The following is a 21,126-nucleotide window of genomic DNA, read 5'->3' on the forward strand; positions in this document are numbered from 1 at the left end:
TAATTAGCCTATACATGCAGGGTCTGAAAGTAGTAAAAGAAACGCTTGATTTAAATACAGCATTCGTATATTCTGCTCGTATGTTCTTAATAAAGTATTAATGGAAAAAAATTTGTGTAATAACAAACGAATTTAATGCAAAAAACTATTGACTTGTTCTGTATAAAGAACTACACTAAGATAGTAGAAAGAAATATAACTAATTCTATTCAAGTCAATGTTTATTTTTTTAGTGGTTATGTTCGTTATAAAGAATAAACAGTATTTTAGTGAATAGAATTTAATTAAACCCATATGTATAAAGGTGGTATGGATAAGGTGAAGGAAATTAATCTTAAAGAAATATTTGCTTCAATAAAACAGCGATTCTGGATTATAGCTCTTGTAGCAGCTGCTGCAGCACTGGCTGGATTTGTATACAGCAATCTTACCTCTCAAACACTGTTGTATGAGTCATCTACCAGGGTCATTATAGGATCAGACAGTGAATCGATGAGTACACTTATGGTAATGATTAAAGATCCAATAGTTATGAATAAAGTAAAAGAGGAATTACAGCTATCAAGGCCATCTGAAAGTCTTTCCAGCCAAATAGAAGTTCAGAGACTGGAAGACTCACAAGTAATTATGATCTCTGTCATTGACACAGATCCCGTGGTTGCTGCATCCATTGCCAACGCTACAGCGAATGCCTTTAAAAATGAAATAGTAAACATACTCGATTTTCGGGATGTCCAATTATTATCAGCAGCTCAAGAGAACCCGTATCCAATTAATGAGAAACAAAACCATACTACCGTCATAGCCCTCGTTTTTGGAATAATAACGGGAACTGGTCTAGTCTTTCTATTGGAATCTCTGGATGGAAAGATAAGGAAAGAGCGTGATGTTGAAGAGGCACTTGGTGTTCCAGTAATTGGAGTTGTTTCAAATATGAATAAGAAAAAATTAGTAATGAAGAAAACCAAATCCCATGAAGTGAAATTGAGAAGGAGTGAGACGGTAGGTGTTAAATAAGAGGTCAAAAGCAGACAGCGTAAAAAAGAGACATCTCATTACCCACTCAAGTGCAGATTCAATTATTTCGGATCAATTTAGAACAATACGGACGAATATTAAATTTCTGTCTGAGGAGAAGAGAAAAAGGACATTCCTCGTAACTTCTCCAGGTATAGGTGAAGGAAAGTCCACGACGACGGCCAACCTGGCAGTTTCTGTCGCCCAGCAAAAAGACAAGGTGCTGCTGGTTGATACAAATTTAAGAGAACCAATTATTCATCGTATTTTTAAGATTTCCAATGAAGTTGGCTTAACCGATATTTTAACAGAGAAGGCAACATTTGATGAGGCGATTCATAAAACAGGTATTGGAAAACTCGACATTTTAACTAGTGGGTCAGCGGTTTCCAGTCCTGCTGAGGTGCTTGGTAATGAAATTATGGCAAAGCTGTTGAATGGGGTAAAGACTGCTTATGATATGGTATTAATCGATTCACCAACGATACTAAAATCGACGGAGACTAGGTTGCTGGCTAATCAATGTGACGGGGTTATCTTAGTGGTAAATCGCGGAAAAACAATATTGGAGAAGGCAGTAGAGGCCAGGAAGATACTTAAGCTTTCCAGGTCGGATCTTGTTGGTGTCATAATAAATGAAAAGGGATGAAATTTTTTTAATTTAATTGTTCGTTATTAAGAATTAATTAAAGTAATATGAATGTTATAGAGAAAATTATAGTTGGTGATGCCTACTTGCCTTTATCTATGCAGGCACTCGATCATGCTGTGGGTTAATAAATATTAACCTTAGACGCGCGTCGTCAGTAGTGTGGTGTGAGGATGGGTTAGATGCCCATATGAATACATAAATGATACTGCGCAACTGAGGTGTATTGCGTCACAAATCAAGTATGTTAATCTTTGCAGTTGCAGTTGTGAATAAAAAAGAAAGGAGGAAGTAAATGACCTACACGCAGAGACTATCCCTTTTTATTATAATTGATACATGTTTTGTATTAACTGCCATGTTTTTAAGTGGTTTTCTTGTAAGTATAGATATTTATCAAAATCCCCTGCTGATAACAAGCTTCATTGCAGTTCTTTTATGCCATCATTTTTTTGCCTTAAAATACAAGCTTTATAAAAAGATCTGGGAATACGCCAGTACAAAAGAATTACTAATTATTTTCAAAATCGTCTCCTTCTCTATTCTTTCTGCCATTTTAATTCAATTAATTATTACTCAAGGTATTTATCTTAAACTACTTGCGGTCACATGGCTGCTTCATATGTTTTTGATAGGTGGATCGCGATTTGTGTGGAGGATTTACCGCGACTCAATCATGAACAGGCAAGATAATAAAATCAGAACACTAATAATCGGGGCTGGTTCAGCTGGAACAATGGTTGCAAGGCAGTTACTCAAGAATAATGAAAGCAATCTTCTTCCAGTTGCTTTTATCGATGATGAAAAGAATAAACACCAACTTGATATTTTTGGACTCCCTGTAATCGGAGGGGTAAAAGAAATAGAGAAGGCTGTAAACGACTTGGAAATTGATAATATAATCATTTCGATACCCTCTCTTCGAAAGAAAGAGTTAAATATTATTTTTCAAGAGTGTGCGAAAACAAGAGCACAAACTAAAATACTGCCATTATTGGAAGATTTAATAACTGGAAAAGTTTCTGTTAACCAGTTTAGGGATGTGCAAGTAGAAGATTTGCTCGGTAGGGATCCGATTGATATGGATATAGACAGTATCTCGGAGTATGTTACGAGAAAAGTGGTCCTTGTAACAGGAGCCGGTGGTTCTATCGGTTCGGAGATATCAAGGCAGATTGCTCAGTTTTCTCCCAGTAAGCTCATACTACTCGGTCATGGAGAAAATAGCATCTATACGATCGAAATGGAATTAAAAGAAAATACTACCCATAAACCTATTCAATTCGTTACGGAAATAGCTGATGTTCAGGATGAAAAGAAAATGATGGAAGTGATGAGAAAACATACACCGGATGTTGTCTACCATGCAGCTGCCCATAAACATGTGCCCTTAATGGAACGTAACCCGGAAGAAGCTGTAAAAAATAACATTATCGGAACAATGAATACAGCTAATGCAGCAAGCTGGAATAATGTAAATACATTCGTAATGGTATCGACAGATAAAGCAGTTAATCCGACTAGTGTTATGGGAGCATCTAAGAAAATAGCAGAAATGATTGTGCAGAACATGAACAAAAACAGCAGTACAAAGTTTGTTGCAGTTCGATTTGGCAATGTGCTGGGAAGCCGTGGAAGTGTCATCCCTTTATTTAAAAGACAAATAGAAAATGGAGGTCCGGTTACTGTGACTCATCCGGATATGATCCGCTATTTCATGACCATTCCAGAGGCTTCACGTCTCGTGATTCAAGCTGGCGCTCTAGCAAATGGTGGAGAAATATTTGTACTGGACATGGGCGACCCAGTAAAGATTGTAGATCTTGCTAAAAACTTAATTAAACTATCTGGCTATTCAATTGATGAGATTGGGCTGGAGTTCACTGGTATAAGGCCAGGGGAGAAGCTTTTTGAAGAATTACTACAAGAAAATGAAATTAATGAAAACCAAGTATACCCTAAAATTTATGTTGGAAAAACAACAGCTAACCTTTTCTTAGAAGATATAAAGAAAATCATAGAGGGCTACAGAAATTTAGAGAGTTCAGTTCTTAGGCAGGAATTATTAAATCTTGCAAACAATGAGTTCAGTCAACAATCAAAGTCAGCAATACCTTTATAAGATTGATAAGGAGTGTAATGAAATGAAAGTTAAGAAAGCGATAATTCCAGCTGCAGGATTGGGTACAAGATTTCTGCCAGCAACTAAGGCAATGCCAAAAGAGATGTTGCCAATCGTTGATAAACCTACTATTCAATACATTGTCGAAGAGGCAATTGAATCTGGTATTGAGGATATTATAATTGTAACGGGTAAAGGTAAAAGAGCTATTGAAGACCATTTTGATCATTCATTCGAATTGGAACAAAATCTTTTCAATAAAGGAAAGTTTGATTTGTTAAGTAAGGTGCAGAAATCTTCCAAAATGGTAGATATTCATTATATACGCCAAAAGGAACCAAAGGGTCTGGGTCATGCTATCTGGTGTGCACGCAAATTTATTGGGAACGATCCTTTTGCTGTCTTGCTGGGTGACGATATTGTTGAATCAGAAACACCGTGTTTAAAGCAACTTATAAATCAATACGAACATTATAATGCCTCTATTCTCGGGGTGCAGGCTGTGAAAGAAGAAGATGTCTCCAGATATGGAATTGTGGATGGTCGTATAATCGATGAGCATCTTTATACGGTCCATAATTTAGTAGAGAAACCACAAGTAGAAGAGACACCATCTAATTTGGCTATTCTAGGTCGTTATATTTTGAGCCCAACCATATTTGACATTTTGAACAGGCAGAAGCCAGGTGCTGGAGATGAAATTCAATTGACAGACGCTATCGCAGAGCTTACTAAGTTTGAGGCAGTATACGCATATGATTTTGAAGGGAAGCGTTATGACGTTGGCGAGAAGATGGGTTTTATTCAAACTACTATCGAGTTCGCTTTGCATCGGGATGATTTGAGAAGAGAATTATTGGATTATTTATCATTGGTTGTAGAAACAGAATTAACAAAATAGGGCTAAAGGGGGATGTTATGGTTAATAAAATACTATACTGTGCAACGGTTGATTATCATTTCAAGGCTTTCCATCTGCCCACTATGAAGTGGTTTAAAGACCAGGGATGGGAAGTTGATGTTGCAGCATCCGGTACCATAGATCTTCCCTATACCGATACTAAACACAACATTCCGATTCAGCGTTCCCCATTTAGTCTCTCGAACCTAGAAGCTTATAAGCAATTAAAAACGATTATTGAGCAGAATGATTACTCTATCATTCATTGCCATACACCTTTAGGAGGCCTGCTAGCCCGACTTGCTGCTAGAAAGGCTAGAAGAAAAGGCACGAAGCTGTTTTATACTGCGCATGGATTTCATTTTTTCAGCGGTGCGCCGATACCAAACTGGCTGATCTATTATCCTATTGAAAAATTATTGTCGCGGTATACGGACTGCTTACTGACAATTAACCAAGAAGACTACCAGCTGGCGGTAAAGCATCAGTTCCAGGCAGGAAGTATTGAACACATTCATGGTGTTGGTGTAGATACAGAGAAATTTAAACCGGTTGATAAAACTAAAAGAACAGAACTGAAAAAGTCATTTGGCTATCATGCTGATGACTTTTTATTATTTTACGCAGCAGAGTTCAACAAAAATAAAAACCAGCAGTTTCTGCTGCATATGCTTGCATTACTGAAAAAAGATGTTCCACGTGTGAAGCTGTTACTTGCAGGAGAAGGTGCTATGCTGTCCAGCTGTCAACAACTCGCCAGTAGTCTTGGGATTAGTCATATGGTTGATTTTCTTGGCTTTCGAAAGGATATCGATCAGTTGCTGCCAGTGTGTGATATTGCCGTAGCTTCTAGTTATCGTGAGGGTCTGCCTGTTAATGTAATGGAAGCAATGGCATGTGGTCTTCCAGTCATCGCGGTTGATAACAGAGGGCATAGGGAACTCGTGCAAACGAATAAAACAGGCTGGCTTTTAGCTGATTACAATCTTGAGGAATTTGCTGGAATCGTTAAGCTGTTCTCAGATGACCGAGAAGTAAAAAGTAAGTTAGGCCTAATAGGGCGTAAACTGATTATAGATATGTATAGTTCAACCAAAGTACTGGCTGAAAAAAGCCTGATTTACAAATCACATATGGAAGAGGAGGTGACGGTGTGGGCAGCGAATTAAGGATTTTGCATGTAGTAGTTAATATGAACCGGGGAGGCGCTGAAACCCTAATCATGAATCTGTACAGAAATATTGACAAAACCAAAATACAGTTTGATTTTCTGACCTGTAAAGAAGGCGCATTTGATGAAGAAATTAGTAGGCTTGGAGGTATTATTCACCGGATCCCCTATGTTACGGAAGCAGGTCATAAGGGCTTTAACCAGGCATTGAGGAATTTCTTATTAGAACATCCGGCATATAAAATCGTGCATTCCCATATGGATAAAATGAGCGGTTTTGTGCTTCGCTCCGCTAAGAGAGCAAATGTACCTATTCGGATTGCGCACAGTCACAATACAGAGAGTGAGGGCGGTATAGCTGCTAAAACTTATAAGTGGTATGCAGGGTGCCATATTAAATCCCAGGCAACTCACTACTATGCTTGTTCTCAAGCAGCTGCTAAATGGCTATTTACAACCAAAAGTCATGAGGCATTTATTTTAAAAAATGGAGTTGAAACAGATAAATTTCAGTATTCGCTGAAAATCCGAGAAGCAATTAGAAGTGAATTGAATATTAAAAACGATACATTAGTTGTCGGGCATGTTGGCAGGTTTTCTCCCCAAAAAAATCACATGCTCTTATTGGATATTTTCGCTGGCGTAGTTAAACAAGAACCTAATTCGATCTTGCTGTTGGTTGGCGATGGTCCTTTAAAGCTAAAACTTGAGGAAAGAGTTAAAGAATTAAAACTGGATAAAAAGGTAAGGTTTCTTGGGATAAGAGAGGATATTCATTTAATACTTCAAGCATTTGATATGTTTGTATTTCCTTCATTACATGAGGGACTCCCAGTAACTTTGATAGAAGCTCAAGCAGCGGGTTTACCCTGTTTCATTGCGGACACGATAACAAAGGAAGTAGATATGGGAGTTGGCTTGATACAGCAGCTTCCTTTATCAAATAAAAATGAGTGGATTCAAAAAATCATTAATCTGGAAGTAGATAACTATCGTTCAATTTCCCATGATGCATTGTTAAAGCAGGGCTATGATATAAGGAAAACTGCAGAGCATGCACAACGTTCTTATTTATCTATGAAAGAGAAAGCTTTATGAAAAAGCTAACGGTTTTTACACCTACTTATAACCGGGCATTTTGCCTTAGTAAATGCTATGAAAGCTTGAAACAACAATCATGCAAGGATTTTGCATGGTTGATTATTGATGATGGTTCTACGGATAACACACGCGGTCTTGTTAAGGGATGGATGAAAGAAAATGTCATTCCTATAAATTATTATTGGCAAGAAAACCAAGGAATGCATGGGGCACATAATAGTGCATACGAACGGATTAACACGGAATTAAATGTCTGTATTGATTCCGATGATTATATGCCAATAGATGCAGTAGAAAAAATCCTCGCATTTTGGGAAAAATATGGTAACAAAAAGGTTAGTGGAATAATTGGTCTGGATTCAACAAGTGAAAGTAAAGTTATTGGAACAAAATTACCGGTAGACTTGAATACTTCTACATTATTTGATCTCTATAACAAGCATGGGGTTACTGGAGATAAAAAGCTGGTATATCGTTCAGAATTAACAAAGAAATATCCTTACCCATTGTTTACAAATGAAAAGTATGTAGGATTAGCCTACAAATATTACATGCTGGATAAGAGTTTCGAAATGCTGCTGATGAATGAAGTTTTATGCTGTGTGGAATATCTCCCTGATGGTTCTTCACGTAATATGTTAAAACAATATCGTAGCAATCCCAGGGGTTTTTCATTTTACCGGAAAGAATTGATGGGCTTACCTTTTGCAAGTAAAGTTTTTAAGTTCAGGCAGGCTGTACATTATGTATCCAGTAGTTTATTAAGCAAAAACCACTCCTTTATACGAGAAACGCCTAATAAAACAATAACCATTCTGGCAATCCCGGTCGGACTACTATTATATCTATATATTAAAACTAAAACGAGGACGGCTATACTAGAGTAATTCTTTTAAATTGAAAGGAAAAATCAAATGACTTTTCTTTGGCTTAACCTTGCTTTTGTATATATTTTTTCTTTTTTTTCCAGGTATGCAGCGACTACTGACCTAGAATCACCTGTTTCCATTAAGCCCAATAAGTTATTAGTCTTTGCCTCATTAGTAACATTGGTAGCCGTCTCGGGCCTCCGATCTAATATTGGAGATACATTTTCATATGTCCATTCCTTCGAAACAAATGATTTTACATGGGAATACATTCTCTCGCAAAAAGATGTCGGATTTGGTGTCCTTCAAATGGTGCTGCAAAACTATGTATCTGCTGATCCGCAAATACTCATATTTACAACAGCACTGATAACCAACTTGCTAATTATTATGGTTTTTTATAACTATTCCAGAATGATAGAAATTAGTTTGTATGTATATATCACGGGTGGGTTATTTTTAGTATCCATGAATGGAATCCGGCAGGTTCTGGCTGCAGCAATTGCCTTTACAGCCATTAAATATTTAATTAATGGCAACTTACTAAAATATTCGTTTGTCGTAATTTTTGCTTCCTTATTTCATCAAAGTGCACTAATTCTGCTTCCTATCTATTTTCTAGTCAGATTTAAGGCATGGTCGAGTGCAACAGTAACTCTAATTCTATTTTCAATCCTCATAGTAATTGGATATGAGAGGTTTTCTGCATTATTGTTCTCGGCAATTGATGGATCACAATATGGTCACTATAGTGGATTCGCTGAGGGTGGGGCTAATTTTATCAGAGTAGTTGTCCACTTTGTGCCGATTATCCTGGCATATTTAGGAAGAGAGAAACTGAAGAAAATCTTCCCTGCCAGTGACTATATCGTAAATATGGCATTAGTAGGTTCGATCTTTATGCTTATCTCGACTCAAAATTGGATATTTGCCAGGTTTGCAATCTATTTTCAATTGTATCAATTAATTCTTATTTCCTGGATAGTAAAGCTTTTCAGTAAAAAGGATCAGAGGTTAATCTATTTTGGAATTTTGGTTTGTTACTTGGCTTATTATATTTATGAAAATGTAATGACACTCAATATTAACTATAGAAGTGATTACCTATTTTGGTGAAAAGGGGTGAATGAATGGCAGTTCTTGTGACAGGTGGAGCGGGCTATATTGGAACGCACACTTGTGTTGAATTACTTACTAAGGGATATGAAATAATTGTTATAGATAATTTTTGCAATAGTAACCCAGAAGCAGTAAAAAGGGTGAGTAAGATAACAGGTAAAGATTTCAAAACGTACCATGCAGATTTGCTGGATAAGGATAGAGTGGAAGCCATATTCTTTGAAAATAAGATTGATGCCGTGATCCACTTTGCCGGTCTAAAGGCAGTTGGTGAGTCAGTAGCTGTTCCGCTCAAGTATTACCAAAACAACGTAACAGGTACGATGAATTTATGTGAGGTCATGAAGCAGCACGGCGTGAAAAACCTTGTATTTAGTTCATCGGCAACTGTATATGGAACACCTGATCAAGTTCCAATCGATGAGAACACGAAACTGAATGCGTTAAACCCATACGGTCGAACAAAGAAAATCATTGAAGAAATATTACATGATATATATAGATCGGATCAAACTTGGAATATTGCCATATTGAGATATTTCAACCCAATTGGAGCACATCCAAGTGGTTATATTGGTGAGGATCCGAGTGGAATACCGAACAACCTGATGCCATATATTTCCCAAGTGGCAGTTGGAAAGAGAGAACAACTTACTATATTTGGAAAAGACTACCCAACAATGGATGGAACAGGTATAAGAGATTATATACATGTTATGGATTTAGCAACCGGACATCTGAGTGCTTTGGAAAAAGTTCAGTCTTCCGGAGGTGTAGAGGCCTATAACCTTGGAACAGGCAAGGGTTACAGTGTACTGCAGATGGTGGAAGCATTTGAAGAGGTATCTGAAAAAACAATTCCCTACAAAATAGCAGAACGCCGGGCAGGTGATACGGCGATATGCTTTGCAAATCCCACAAAGGCCAAAAATGAACTCGGTTGGCAAGCAACAAGAGGGATTCATAAGATGTGCGAAGATACATGGCGATGGCAACAAAAAAATCCAAATGGATACACGACTACAGAATACCAGAATCCGGTGCATAATGATGCAGCGGTTTTTTAATGCCTTAATAACACATTCGATATAAGGAGTGATCAAAGCGTGAAACGAGTGATGGATATCGTAATTTCTTTGACCTTACTCACGGTATTTTCTCCAATAATTTTTATTGTTGCTGTCATTATCAGAGTACGCATGGGTACCCCAATATTATTTAGACAGCTAAGACCAGGATTAAACAGTAAGCCATTTTATCTATATAAATTTAGAACCATGACTAAACAGTTAGATGATAAAGGAAGGGAATTACCTGATGGAACTAGATTAACACCATTAGGCAAACGTTTAAGAAGGTTAAGTTTAGATGAGTTCCCCCAATTGATTAACGTGTTAAGAGGTGAAATGGCCTTAGTTGGACCAAGGCCACTATTAATGGAGTATTTACCCCTCTATAACGAAAAACAAAGGTCACGACAATCTGTAAAACCCGGTATTACTGGATGGGCACAAATCAATGGAAGAAATGCAATTACATGGGAAGAAAAATTCAACTTAGATCAGTGGTATGTAAATAACCAAAGTATTTACATCGATTGTAAAATCTTATTACTAACCACCTCAAAGGTTCTGAAAAGGGAAGGAATCTCTCATCAGGATTCTGTTACTATGGAAAAATTCAATGGCAATCAAGGGGTTCTGTAGGATGCGAGTAATTATTCTGGGAGATGGGGGACACAGCAGAGTAATACAGGAAATGATTTTTGCCAAAGAAGAATATGAAGTAATTGCTATTTTGGATGATAAGTATGAACAAAGGTTTCAGGAACGAGGAATCATTCATGCGCCAATTTCTTACTTAGTAAAACTGATACGAGGAGATATCAAGGTGATTGTTGCAATAGGGAATAATAACGTCCGCAAAAAAGTAGTTCAAAGTTTAAGCCTGCTTCCAGAACAATACCTTACCATCATCCATCCATCAGCAGTTATCAGTACTTCGGCAAGAATAGAGAACGGGACGGTGATCATGCCAAACGCGGTTGTGAATGCCAAAGCAGAGATAAGCATGCACTGTATTATTAACACGGGTGCGATTATAGAACATGATAATGCAGTTGGTACTTATGCGCATATTTCACCTAACGCAACGTTAGCCGGAGCTGTAACAACGGGTGAGGGCGTGCATGTTGGGTCTTCTGCTACTATCATTCCGGGCATGCATGTTGGAAGCTGGTCGGTAATTGGAGCAGGGTCTACCGTAATCGAACACATTCCAGCGTACAGCAAGGCGGTTGGTTGTCCGACAAGAATTATTGAAAGAATCCTCATTAAATAAATAGTAAATGAAAAGGTTGTGGCTCTAGTGACAAAACCGAAAATATTACTATCTCCACCTCATATGAGCGGGAAAGAGCAACATTATATAAATGAAGCCTTTAGAACAAATTGGATTGCTCCATTAGGACCTAACGTGGATGCATTTGAAGTAGAATTTGCGAAAGCTGTTGGGGTCAAAGCAGCACTGGCAGTTAGCTCAGGAACGGCCGCAATACATTTAGCTCTTGCCTTATTAAATGTAAGCAATGGGGATAAAGTATTTTGCTCCACGCTGACATTTGTAGCGAGCGCTAATCCGATTTTGTATCAAGGGGCAGATCCTGTTTTCATTGATTCAGAGCCAGATTCATGGAATATGTCACCACAGGCACTAATAAAAGCCATGCAAGAGGCTGGACGCGAGGGAAACCTTCCTAAAGCAGTCATTGTCGTTAACTTATATGGGCAAAGTTCAAAGATGGATGAAATTATTGAAATTTGCAACACGTACGATGTTCCGATAATAGAGGATGCAGCTGAATCTCTTGGTACCACCTATAAGGGCAGAGTAAGTGGTACATTTGGTGAATTTGGAATCTATTCGTTCAATGGAAATAAAATCATTACCACCTCTGGAGGAGGAATGCTTGTATCAGACAATACAGAAGCCATTAACAAAGCTCGTTTTTTAGCTAGTCAGGCGCGTGATCCAGCTCCACATTACCAGCATAGTGTTACCGGATATAATTATCGGCTGAGTAATTTATTAGCAGGTGTAGGCAGAACCCAATTGGAAGTTTTAGCAAGTCGGGTAGAGACGAGAAGAAATATATTTGAAATTTATTACCACGGGTTAGCTGACCTTCCAGGAATTAACTTTATGCCTGAGTTAGAGAATACGAGAATGAATCGTTGGCTGACTACACTTACCATAAATGAAGCTGAATCTGGTGTCACTGTAAGTCGCTTACTGAAATCCTTTGAAAAGGAAAATATAGAAGTGCGGCCAGTATGGAAGCCTCTTCACACCCAGCCATTATTCCAAGGTTGTCAATACTACCCCCACGAAGAAAACAATCATGTGGCAGAACACTTATTTAAAAGTGGCATTTGTCTCCCCTCTGGTTCAGGATTGACTGGAGAAGAACAGCTCCGTGTCATTAAATGCTTTAGAGATGTATTTAATAAAACCATTATTAATAGGAGTTATTTGATTCTAGGAAAACATGAGGTATAAACGATGATAGGAGAAAACATTAAAAAGCTACGGGAAAAAAGGGGACTTACGTTATCAGAGTGTGCTGTTCGAGCAGAGATATCAAAGTCGTATTTAAGTAATTTAGAACGGGATATAACACAAAATCCATCTATTTTAATCATTGAAAAAATATCGGCCGTCTTGAATGTTGATCTTCAAACACTGCTTGGTTCGAAATCTGGCCCTAATACACTACCAGAGGGGGAATGGTTGGATTTTGTAAGGGAGTTAAAAGAATCAGGCGTGGAGACTGAACAGCTGCAGGAATATAAGACGGTAATTGAATTTGCGAAGTGGCAAAAGGAGAAAAATGAATTAGGTTAGATTTAAAAAGGGGAAAAAAAATGAAAAATAGGAAGCCAATTAGGATTCTTCAAGTTGTTGGAGCAATGAATAGAGCTGGTACAGAAACGATGTTAATGAATATATACAGAAACATAAATCATCGGAAGATACAGTTTGACTTTATTTCGTACAACAATAAAGAAGCAGACTATGATCACGAAATAGAAAGACTAGGCGGGAAAATTATAAAGCTTAGAAAGACTACCTCGATTAGAGAACTTTATCGTGCCATTAAAATACATGGTCCTTATCATGCAGTCCATGCCCATACGTTATTTCATTGTGGGATTGCAACTATAGCAGCCCTAATAGCTGGAGTAAATATTAGAATATCTCATGCCCATACTACTTCAGACACTAGTGATTCAGTTGCGAGAAAAATGTATATTCAACTTATGCGTCTACTAATTAATGGTTTTTCGACTAAGTTATTATCATGCAGTGACGGTGCTGGAATGTATTTATACGGAAAGAGCGTGGTGGCGAACACCAAATACTCCTATTTTCCAAACGTAATTGATTACACATCGTTTTTAAACGCACCTAAAAAAGAAATAAATAAGTTTAAGGTGGAAGAAGGTCTTGGAAATGGTATTGTAATAGGTCATATTGGCAGATTTATCGAAGCAAAGAATCATTCGTTTTTATTAGATATAATGAAAAACATAGTCAATTTAAATCCAACCATAAAATTGCTGCTTATCGGAGGCGGAGACTTAAAAGGGCAAGTTGAAGAAGAGGCTAAGAGATTAGAACTCCTTGATAATATAAGGTTTGTGGGGGTTAGAGAGAATATCTCAACGATACTTCACAGTATGCATGTATTTGTTTTCCCATCTATATATGAAGGGTTAGGGCTCGTTTTATTAGAGGCACAGGCTAGTGGAGTTCCATGTGTGGTGTCTGAAGCTATACAGCCTGAAGCAGATGTTGGATTGGGTTTGGTTACAACTCTTTCGTTAGACGATGGACCTACTGTTTGGGCAGACAAAATAATAGATTTAGCAGACAAAAAAGAGAGAAATACAAATGAAATTGTTAATCGATTTGAACAGAGCGGGTATTCCTTAACAGAAGGAATTTCCACATTAATGCAGATCTATCAATCTAATGTAGGTGAAGCATATGAAAAAGATATTGATCGCCTCCTTTGATATGGAAGTTGGTGGCGTGGAAAGAAGTCTTATAAGCATGCTGAATAACTTTGATTATGAAATTAACACAATTGATCTAATGCTGTACAGTCATACTGGTGATTTTATGGATTTGATCCCTGATAAAGTAAATTTATTGGGGGAATTGAAAGCTTATAAATCGTTTAGAATGCCAGTAGGAGAAATCTTAAAATCAGGAAGTATGCTTATAGGCCTAACAAGAATTGCAGCTAAATTTAATGCAAGCTTGGGTAGTACATCAGAACCAGGATATAAACAAATGCAGTATATGTGGAAATACGCACTGCCATTCCTGCCCAATCTGGAGGAGGAATACGATATTGCAATCAGCTACTTGTGGCCACATTATGCAGTGGCGGAAAAGGTGAAGGCAAAAACAAAAATTGCGTGGATACATACGGACTTCTCAGCTGTAAATACAAATAAAAATACAGATGTGGCTATGTGGAGTAATTTTGATTACATCGTTGCAGTATCTGTGGATTGTAAGGATGCGTTTATCAAAAAATACCCTGTTTTAAAAGAGAAAGTTATTGTAATTGAAAACATAACATCTCCAGATTTTGTTAGAGACTTAGCGGAAAAAGAGGTTGAAAATCCGATGCTGGGTGATTCACGTTTTAAACTGATAACAGTAGCTAGATTATCACATGCAAAAGGAATTGATAATGCTATAAAAGCTTTGAAACTATTAAAGGATAGAGGGTTCAACAATTTTTCCTGGTATGTTGTCGGTTATGGTGGCGATGAAAAAGCGCTGCAAGAGCTGATAGCAGAAAATGATTTAAAAGATGACTTTATATTATTAGGAAAACAAATCAATCCGTATTCATTTATGAAGGCAGCAGACTTATATGTTCAACCATCAAGGTATGAAGGAAAGGCCGTTACGGTAGGTGAGGCGCAAATACTTGGAAAACCAGTATTAATTACAAATTATTCTACGGCACCGAGCCAGATCAAGGATGGCTTTGATGGAGCAATATGTGAGCTTTCCATTGAGGGAATTGCAAATGGAATAGAGAGGTTATATATGGATGTGGAACTTAGAAAACAGTTAGAATCTAACTGCAGGAAAACAGACTATCAAAACAGAGAAGAACTGGAAAAGCTGTATAGAATAGTTTAGGAGGGCAATAATCGTTGCAAAAAGGAAAAGTTAGTGTTGTTGTTCCTATATACAAGGTAGAAATGTATCTGAACAGGTGTTTAGATAGTATTATTAACCAAACTTATTCTGATCTGGAGATTATTTTAGTAGACGATGGATCCCCGGACAGCTGTGGTGAAATTGCAGATGATTATCAGGCTGAAGATGATCGCATAAAAGTTTTCCACAAGAAAAACGGAGGGTTATCTGATGCTAGAAATTATGGAATGAAACATGTAACCAGTGAATACATTATGTTTGTCGACAGTGATGATTGGCTGGATCTGAATATGATCGAATTAATGGTCAATAACATGGTGGATTATCAAGCTGATGTTGTTCAATCAGCCTTTTATTATGCCCATGATGATTATTTACTCTATGATACTAGAAGTTACCCTCCAGAAGAAAATGTAGTAGTCATGGAAAAAAAGCAGCTCATGCATGAGCTGGTTGATAATAAACGAGTTAAAAACTTTGCATGGGGAAAGCTTTATAAAACCAATTTAATTAAAGATATTCCTTTCAAAAAAGGTGTGTTTTTTGAAGATGTTTTTTGGGCACATAAAGTAATGGATCGCGTAAACACCTATGTCCTTCTTAACAAACCTTTTTATAACTATTACCAACGTGATGATAGTATTGTTGCAGCATACAGTCTGAAGAATTTAGACTTTATTAGGGGCTTAAAGGAAAGACATCAGTTCATACAGCATAACTATCCAGAACTTGTTAATCAATCTTACAGAATGTTGTTGAAGGCTAATCTTGAACATTATTATCTGCTGCTCTTAAATAGAAAAAAGGATTCAACTGGTTACAATCGAAATAAGATTAAGAACTACATTGAGAAAAATCATAATCAATTTATAATATCGGCTAGAAATGAACATCAGCTCTATAGACAGCTGATGTTTTTTCGTATACATCCTTATCTGAATCTTTTTTACCTTGCAGTTAGAAAGTCAATAAGAAAAGTGAAGATCATACCAGCAAATAAGGGGTTAAAGAGAATCAATCTATGAAAAGGGAGTCATTTAATGATCAAAGTAATTAATCGTTTAAAGGAACTGGTATCACTAGCCATTATATATATCTTTAACTGCCTCCCTATTAAACATAATAAGATATTTCTATTCAGTTATTATGGAAGCCAATATGGCTGCAGTCCGAAGTACATAACCAAATATATAGTAGATCATTATCCCGAGCAGACATTTGATCTGGTATGGGCCTTTAATGATCCTGCTTCAAAGGAGCAGCTTATAGGAGTCCGCAAGGTTAAAACGATGTCCTTAAAGTATTTTTATGAACTGTGTACTTCTAAGGTTGTCATCACAAACTTTAGAACGACGAACTTATTTGTTAAAAGAAAAAGGCAATATTACATTCAAACCTGGCATAGCTCTTTACGGTTAAAACAAATTGAGAAAGATACCGAAGATACACTCCCTGATAACTATGTGGAGATGGCTAAAAAGGATTCAAGGAAATGTGATTTATTATTATCAGGCTGTTCCTACAGCACAGATATATTCAGAAGATCGTTCTGGTATGAGGGTGAGATATTTGAACAGGGTATTCCTAGAAATGATGTTTTATTTGAAGATAATGTGCATCTAAGGCATAAGATTTTAAAATCTCTTGGAGTTAGCTCTAAGGCAAATATAATCTTATATGCTCCAACATTCAGAAAAGATAACCAAGTGGATATTTATAATTTAGATTACGAAAAGATCATAGAGGAGTTACACATAAGATTTGGTGGTAATTGGACTTTCTTAGTTAAGTTACATCCACATTTAATCTCTCAATCAAGTGAATTGGTCTATGGTGATCAGGTAATTGATGTCACTGAATATGATGATATACAAGAACTGCTGGGGATTTCAGATGTGCTTATTACAGATTATTCTTCGCTAATGTTTGACTATGCATTAACAGGTCTTCCTTGTTTCTTATATGTCCCAGACGTAATCGATTATTTAAAGAATGACAGAAAGCTTTATTTTAACTTAACTGACTTACCCTTCTATCATGCGACCACAATAAATGAATTACTACTGAGAATAGAAAGTTTTGATTCTGTAGATTACAGGAGAAGATTACAAGAGTTTTCAACTAGCATTGGATCCTATGAACGAGGAAGAGCTACTGAATACTTACTTAAACAAATAACTGAAAAATGCTTTAACAAAACCAAGGAGGGTAGCCATGAAGCAGTATAAAACAGGTTATACCACAGGTGTATTTGACCTCTTCCACGTCGGTCACTTAAACGTATTGAAACGTGCCAAAGAGCGATGTGACTATTTAATAGTAGGCGTCAGTACCGATGAACTAGTAGAGGAATACAAGAAAAAGAGACCAGTAATTCCCTACGAAGAGCGAATAGAGATTGTAGAAGGCATAAAATATGTCGACCTGGTTGTATCCCAAATAACAAGAGATAAATTTGCTGCATGGGAGAAGTTGGATTTCGACGCCATGTTTGTTGGGGATGATTGGAAAGGGAATTCACTTTTTAATGAATTGGAGAGCCAGTTTGATCAAGTAGGTGTTGATATTGTTTACTTCCCCTATACAAAAGGCGTGTCGTCCACACTTGTAAAAGAAAAAATAAAAGTGTAGAGGAAGGATGATTTTCTATGAGCCCACCAACGATTAGTATTATTGTGCCTGTTTACAACGTAGAGGCGTATCTCAGAAAGTGTCTGGATAGTATTATTGCTCAGACCTTTACTAACTTCGAAGTCATTCTGGTAAATGATGGATCTACAGATGATAGTGGGGTGATTTGTGATGAATATGCAGCCAAGGATTCTAGGATTATTGTTGTTCACAAAGAATATGGTGGAGTTAGCTCTGCTAGAAACGCAGGAGTCGAATTAGTGAAGGGTGATTATATTGGATTTGTAGATGGGGATGATTATATTGAAAAGGATATGTATTTAACTTTGTTTCACTTATGTCAAGAAAATGAGAGTGATATTGCTATTTGTAATTTAGGAAGGGTAATAGATGGTAAATTAATAAACGGTGGTAATCATGAAGTTTATATAAAAGAATTCACTAATGAAGAAGGGATGAGTGAACTTTTTAAAGGTGTTCTATACCGATTCTCGCTATGTAATAAGCTGTTTAGTAGAAAGTGTTTTCAGGATATTCAATTTCCTGAAGGTCGAATTCATGAAGATTTGTCAACAACCTATAAGCTTTTTGCTAATGCCCAGAAAATAGTATATTCCAATTTTCTGGGATATATATATGTAAAAAGAAATAACAGTATTTTAACATCAAGATTTAATCAATCAAGATTAGATGCATTTATTGGTTGGAATGAAATATTGGTTTTTATGAAGAAAAACTATGATCAAATATTAGAGGATGTTGTTGCTTGTTATGGTTATTGGTGTGTTGATAATATTTATTATATTTTAAATCAAATACCAGATAAAACATATAGGAAAATCTATTTAAAAAATATCCAGAAGAATTTATTAAGTAATTATGAGGATGTTATGAAAAATAAATTATTATCCTTTAAATATAAATATATTGTTTCCATGATGAAATACAATTTGCGATTCCTTGTGTTTTCAAATCAGGTGAAAAGAGTGTTTAGAAACCAGAGTATTGGTTAGGGGGTATGTTATGGAAGTTAAAATTAGTATTATAGTTCCAATATATAATCTTCACCATTTATTACAAAAGTGTGTTGATTCCATTTTAGCTCAAACATTCACTGAATTTGAATTAATACTTGTAAATGATGGTTCTACAGATAGAAGTGGTAATATTTGTGATGAATATGCGAATCTTGATAAAAGGGTAAAAGTTATTCATAAAGAAAATGGTGGAGTGGCATCCTCTCGAAACGCCGGATTAGAAGTAGCAATAGGAAAATATATAGGATTTGTTGATAATGATGATTATATTAATGAATTTATGTTTGAAACACTATATGACAATGCAATCATTCATTCATCGGATATAGTAGTTTGTGATTTTCAAAATGTGGATGAGGATCAGCACTGTAATACTATGAAGTTTGATTCAGAATACAGGGTACAAAACTTTAATAACAAAGAAGCTTTAAATCAAATTTATACCAAAAAGGATGCTACATTTGTGTACTCATGGAATAAATTGTACAGAAAACATTTATTTGAAGATATATCATATGAATTTGGAAATTTATATGATGATGAATCTGTAGCTCATAAGCTTCTTTATCACAGTGAAAAAGTAACATATATTCAAACTGTGTTGTATTACTATGTTAAAAGAATAGGTAGTATAGTAAATACCCCATTCCATATTAAGAAATTTGATAGAGTTTATGCACTTAAACATAGAGAAGTTTTTTTTAGAAACAAAAAAGAGTTTGATTTACATCAAAAAGCACTTAAACATTATATGGAAGTGTTTTTTTGGTACTATTATATGGCTAAGTCCAACATAGGGAATGTTGATAAAGAATTAAAACAATTAAAAAGTACATTTGATAAGAGTTTGTTTTTTCTATTAAAACATAGGGAAATTGGTTGGAAGCAAAAATTAATGTGTGTATTGTTTAGTGCAAATCCACCATTATTTGAGTTAATAAAAAACGGTAGAGAAAAAAGTAAAAGAACAACTAGGATTTAACATAGAAAGTTATTTTTATAATGGTACATCTTAATAAGCTTTTTGAGTGAGGAGGAATTTTGCTATATGAAAATAAATTTATTATTTGTAATTGACTCACTAGATTGTGCTGGAGCAGAAAAGAGTTTAGTAACCTTATTAGGGCTGTTAGACTACTCTAAGTTCACGGTAGATTTAATGTTATTTGCACATGGGAAGGAATTAGAGAAGTTGGTTCCAAAGGAAGTAAAAATACTACAGCCTTTAAGGTATACTAATTTTTCCAACTTGCGACTTAATGATGCGATCATAGCTTCCATTACTAAGTCTGAATACAGAATGTTATTATCCAGACTGAAATATTCATCAAATTTACGTAAAAAAAAATATAGTAACTCTCAAAAAGCAAGGTTATTTTGGCAGAGTACTTCAAAAGTTATTGAATCTAATCCAACAGAGTACGATGTAGCCATTAGCTATGCACAGGGTGTTCCGACTTTTTATGTAGCGGAAAAAGTGAGAGCAAAAAAAAAGATCGCATGGGTGAATGTTAGTTATAGGTTAGCAGCTACAGAAAAACAATTTCAAAAAAAATATTATGATCAATACGATAAAGTGGTTGCTGTTTCTGATACAACTAAAGAAATCTTCTTGGAAACTTTTCCGGCTTACTCGAAACTTGTAAATGTTGTTTATGACATTAACAACCCGCATTTTATAAATGAGATGGCGATAATAGGAGAGGGCTATAAAGATAATTTTGACGGTATTAGAATATTAACGATAGGAAGGCTCGCACATCAAAAAGGCTATGATATAGCACTGGATGCCTGCAAAAAACTGAAAGATGCCGGCGTACCTTTTCGGTGGTATGCACTTGGAAAAGGACCTTTAAAAGAAGAAATAAAGAAAAATATAGAAGAAAATGAATTAACAGATCACTTCATTCTTCTTGGAGTAGAATCCAATCCATATCCTTATATTAAGAATGCAGATGTCTATGTTCAAACTTCAAAATTTGAAGGTTACGGGATTGCAATAGCTGAGGCAAGAATGCTTAACATTCCAGTAGTTACAACGAGGTTCGATGCAGTTTTTAGTCAGATGATTGATGAGAAAAATGGTCTTGTTGTCGATATGAATTCGGAAGCAGTATGTGAAGGTATTCTAAAGATCATTCATAACCATTCCCTAAGAGAAAGCATTATAAAGTATCAAAAAGCAGAGAAAAAGGGCAATCTTGAAGAGGTAGAGAAGGTTTATCAGCTAATTGAGTAAAAATAAGTTTTCTGAAAGTGA

Annotated in this window: 21 protein-coding genes; all 21 read left to right on the forward strand. The window is 36.1% G+C overall.

The features are described from left to right. The first annotated feature begins 318 nt into the window (after window positions 1–318). The 21 genes from QGM71_RS10945 to QGM71_RS11045 all read left to right on the forward strand — a co-directional run bounded on the left by QGM71_RS10945 (window position 319) and on the right by QGM71_RS11045 (window position 21,105). Complete coding sequence (locus QGM71_RS10945) at window positions 319–1,017, forward strand: YveK family protein (RefSeq protein WP_327607584.1); 699 nt, start codon at window positions 319–321, stop codon at window positions 1,015–1,017. After that, window positions 1,007–1,666, forward strand: a complete 660-nt coding sequence (locus QGM71_RS10950; RefSeq protein ID WP_327607585.1) for a CpsD/CapB family tyrosine-protein kinase — start codon at window positions 1,007–1,009, stop codon at window positions 1,664–1,666. Before QGM71_RS10945 ends, QGM71_RS10950 begins: the two co-directional genes overlap by 11 nt. A gap of 295 nt (window positions 1,667–1,961) precedes the next feature. After that, window positions 1,962–3,788 (forward strand): polysaccharide biosynthesis protein, encoded by a 1,827-nt coding sequence (locus QGM71_RS10955; protein WP_327607586.1) that lies wholly within the window; start codon window positions 1,962–1,964, stop codon window positions 3,786–3,788. A 22-nt stretch (window positions 3,789–3,810) separates the two neighbouring features. Continuing rightward, window positions 3,811–4,689, forward strand: a complete 879-nt coding sequence (gene galU / locus QGM71_RS10960; RefSeq protein ID WP_327607587.1) for a UTP--glucose-1-phosphate uridylyltransferase GalU — start codon at window positions 3,811–3,813, stop codon at window positions 4,687–4,689. A 17-nt stretch (window positions 4,690–4,706) separates the two neighbouring features. After that, window positions 4,707–5,858 (forward strand): glycosyltransferase family 4 protein, encoded by a 1,152-nt coding sequence (locus tag QGM71_RS10965; RefSeq protein WP_327607588.1) that lies wholly within the window; start codon window positions 4,707–4,709, stop codon window positions 5,856–5,858. Further along, window positions 5,843–6,958, forward strand: coding sequence for a glycosyltransferase family 1 protein (locus QGM71_RS10970; protein ID WP_327607589.1), 1,116 nt, complete (start codon window positions 5,843–5,845; stop codon window positions 6,956–6,958). The genes QGM71_RS10965 and QGM71_RS10970 overlap by 16 nt, the downstream gene beginning before the upstream one ends. Next, window positions 6,955–7,848, forward strand: a complete 894-nt coding sequence (locus QGM71_RS10975; RefSeq protein WP_327607590.1) for a glycosyltransferase family 2 protein — start codon at window positions 6,955–6,957, stop codon at window positions 7,846–7,848. Before QGM71_RS10970 ends, QGM71_RS10975 begins: the two co-directional genes overlap by 4 nt. A 27-nt stretch (window positions 7,849–7,875) precedes the next feature. Further along, window positions 7,876–8,946: an EpsG family protein gene (locus tag QGM71_RS10980; RefSeq protein ID WP_327607591.1), complete on the forward strand. Its 1,071-nt coding sequence runs from the start codon at window positions 7,876–7,878 to the stop codon at window positions 8,944–8,946. A 14-nt stretch (window positions 8,947–8,960) separates the two neighbouring features. Continuing rightward, the gene (gene galE / locus QGM71_RS10985; protein WP_327607592.1) at window positions 8,961–10,016 is read left to right on the forward strand and encodes a UDP-glucose 4-epimerase GalE; all 1,056 of its coding nucleotides are present in this window, start codon (window positions 8,961–8,963) and stop codon (window positions 10,014–10,016) included. Window positions 10,017–10,055: 39 nt separating this feature from the next. Continuing rightward, window positions 10,056–10,655 (forward strand): sugar transferase, encoded by a 600-nt coding sequence (locus QGM71_RS10990; RefSeq protein ID WP_327607593.1) that lies wholly within the window; start codon window positions 10,056–10,058, stop codon window positions 10,653–10,655. A gap of 1 nt (window position 10,656) precedes the next feature. Next, window positions 10,657–11,289 carry an acetyltransferase gene (locus QGM71_RS10995; RefSeq protein WP_327607594.1) on the forward strand — a complete coding sequence of 211 codons (633 nt, stop codon included), beginning with the start codon at window positions 10,657–10,659 and terminating at the stop codon, window positions 11,287–11,289. A gap of 63 nt (window positions 11,290–11,352) precedes the next feature. Then, window positions 11,353–12,507 (forward strand): DegT/DnrJ/EryC1/StrS family aminotransferase, encoded by a 1,155-nt coding sequence (locus QGM71_RS11000; RefSeq protein ID WP_327607692.1) that lies wholly within the window; start codon window positions 11,353–11,355, stop codon window positions 12,505–12,507. A gap of 3 nt (window positions 12,508–12,510) precedes the next feature. After that, window positions 12,511–12,852, forward strand: coding sequence for a helix-turn-helix domain-containing protein (locus QGM71_RS11005; protein ID WP_327607595.1), 342 nt, complete (start codon window positions 12,511–12,513; stop codon window positions 12,850–12,852). Between the two features lie 20 nt (window positions 12,853–12,872). After that, window positions 12,873–14,027 carry a glycosyltransferase family 1 protein gene (locus QGM71_RS11010; RefSeq protein WP_327607596.1) on the forward strand — a complete coding sequence of 385 codons (1,155 nt, stop codon included), beginning with the start codon at window positions 12,873–12,875 and terminating at the stop codon, window positions 14,025–14,027. Next, a complete protein-coding gene (locus tag QGM71_RS11015; RefSeq protein ID WP_327607597.1) occupies window positions 13,999–15,177 on the forward strand; it encodes a glycosyltransferase in 1,179 nt (392 codons plus the stop codon). The genes QGM71_RS11010 and QGM71_RS11015 overlap by 29 nt, the downstream gene beginning before the upstream one ends. Window positions 15,178–15,191: 14 nt before the next feature. After that, window positions 15,192–16,223, forward strand: coding sequence for a glycosyltransferase family 2 protein (locus tag QGM71_RS11020; RefSeq protein WP_327607598.1), 1,032 nt, complete (start codon window positions 15,192–15,194; stop codon window positions 16,221–16,223). Window positions 16,224–16,238: 15 nt separating this feature from the next. Further along, window positions 16,239–17,426, forward strand: a complete 1,188-nt coding sequence (locus QGM71_RS11025) for a CDP-glycerol glycerophosphotransferase family protein (protein ID WP_327607599.1) — start codon at window positions 16,239–16,241, stop codon at window positions 17,424–17,426. Next, a complete protein-coding gene (locus tag QGM71_RS11030) occupies window positions 17,413–17,829 on the forward strand; it encodes an adenylyltransferase/cytidyltransferase family protein (RefSeq protein WP_327607600.1) in 417 nt (138 codons plus the stop codon). Before QGM71_RS11025 ends, QGM71_RS11030 begins: the two co-directional genes overlap by 14 nt. A gap of 17 nt (window positions 17,830–17,846) precedes the next feature. Next, window positions 17,847–18,842 (forward strand): glycosyltransferase, encoded by a 996-nt coding sequence (locus QGM71_RS11035; RefSeq protein ID WP_327607601.1) that lies wholly within the window; start codon window positions 17,847–17,849, stop codon window positions 18,840–18,842. A 10-nt stretch (window positions 18,843–18,852) separates the two neighbouring features. Then, window positions 18,853–19,848, forward strand: a complete 996-nt coding sequence (locus QGM71_RS11040) for a glycosyltransferase (RefSeq protein WP_327607602.1) — start codon at window positions 18,853–18,855, stop codon at window positions 19,846–19,848. Window positions 19,849–19,914: 66 nt separating this feature from the next. After that, on the forward strand, window positions 19,915–21,105 hold the full coding sequence (locus QGM71_RS11045) for a glycosyltransferase (protein WP_327607603.1): 1,191 nt from the start codon (window positions 19,915–19,917) through the stop codon (window positions 21,103–21,105). Window positions 21,106–21,126 lie beyond the last annotated feature (21 nt).

Source organism: Virgibacillus tibetensis (assembly GCF_036026595.1).
Classification (GTDB): Bacteria; Bacillota; Bacilli; order Bacillales; family Amphibacillaceae; genus Virgibacillus_P; species Virgibacillus_P tibetensis.

Bases quoted from the DNA above. Each gene is read 5' to 3' on its own strand.
- QGM71_RS11045 (WP_327607603.1), top strand. From the start codon at position 19,915: ATGAAAATAAATTTATTATTTGTAATTGACTCACTAGATTGTGCTGGA.
- galE (WP_327607592.1), top strand. From the start codon at position 8,961: ATGGCAGTTCTTGTGACAGGTGGAGCGGGCTATATTGGAACGCACACT.
- QGM71_RS10975 (WP_327607590.1), top strand. From the start codon at position 6,955: ATGAAAAAGCTAACGGTTTTTACACCTACTTATAACCGGGCATTTTGC.
- QGM71_RS11005 (WP_327607595.1), top strand. From the start codon at position 12,511: ATGATAGGAGAAAACATTAAAAAGCTACGGGAAAAAAGGGGACTTACG.
- QGM71_RS11010 (WP_327607596.1), top strand. From the start codon at position 12,873: ATGAAAAATAGGAAGCCAATTAGGATTCTTCAAGTTGTTGGAGCAATG.
- QGM71_RS11030 (WP_327607600.1), top strand. From the start codon at position 17,413: ATGAAGCAGTATAAAACAGGTTATACCACAGGTGTATTTGACCTCTTC.
- QGM71_RS11040 (WP_327607602.1), top strand. From the start codon at position 18,853: ATGGAAGTTAAAATTAGTATTATAGTTCCAATATATAATCTTCACCAT.
- QGM71_RS11000 (WP_327607692.1), top strand. From the start codon at position 11,353: ATGAGCGGGAAAGAGCAACATTATATAAATGAAGCCTTTAGAACAAAT.
- QGM71_RS11035 (WP_327607601.1), top strand. From the start codon at position 17,847: ATGAGCCCACCAACGATTAGTATTATTGTGCCTGTTTACAACGTAGAG.
- QGM71_RS10955 (WP_327607586.1), top strand. From the start codon at position 1,962: ATGACCTACACGCAGAGACTATCCCTTTTTATTATAATTGATACATGT.
- QGM71_RS11015 (WP_327607597.1), top strand. From the start codon at position 13,999: ATGAAAAAGATATTGATCGCCTCCTTTGATATGGAAGTTGGTGGCGTG.
- QGM71_RS11025 (WP_327607599.1), top strand. From the start codon at position 16,239: ATGATCAAAGTAATTAATCGTTTAAAGGAACTGGTATCACTAGCCATT.
- galU (WP_327607587.1), top strand. From the start codon at position 3,811: ATGAAAGTTAAGAAAGCGATAATTCCAGCTGCAGGATTGGGTACAAGA.
- QGM71_RS10965 (WP_327607588.1), top strand. From the start codon at position 4,707: ATGGTTAATAAAATACTATACTGTGCAACGGTTGATTATCATTTCAAG.
- QGM71_RS10995 (WP_327607594.1), top strand. From the start codon at position 10,657: ATGCGAGTAATTATTCTGGGAGATGGGGGACACAGCAGAGTAATACAG.
- QGM71_RS10980 (WP_327607591.1), top strand. From the start codon at position 7,876: ATGACTTTTCTTTGGCTTAACCTTGCTTTTGTATATATTTTTTCTTTT.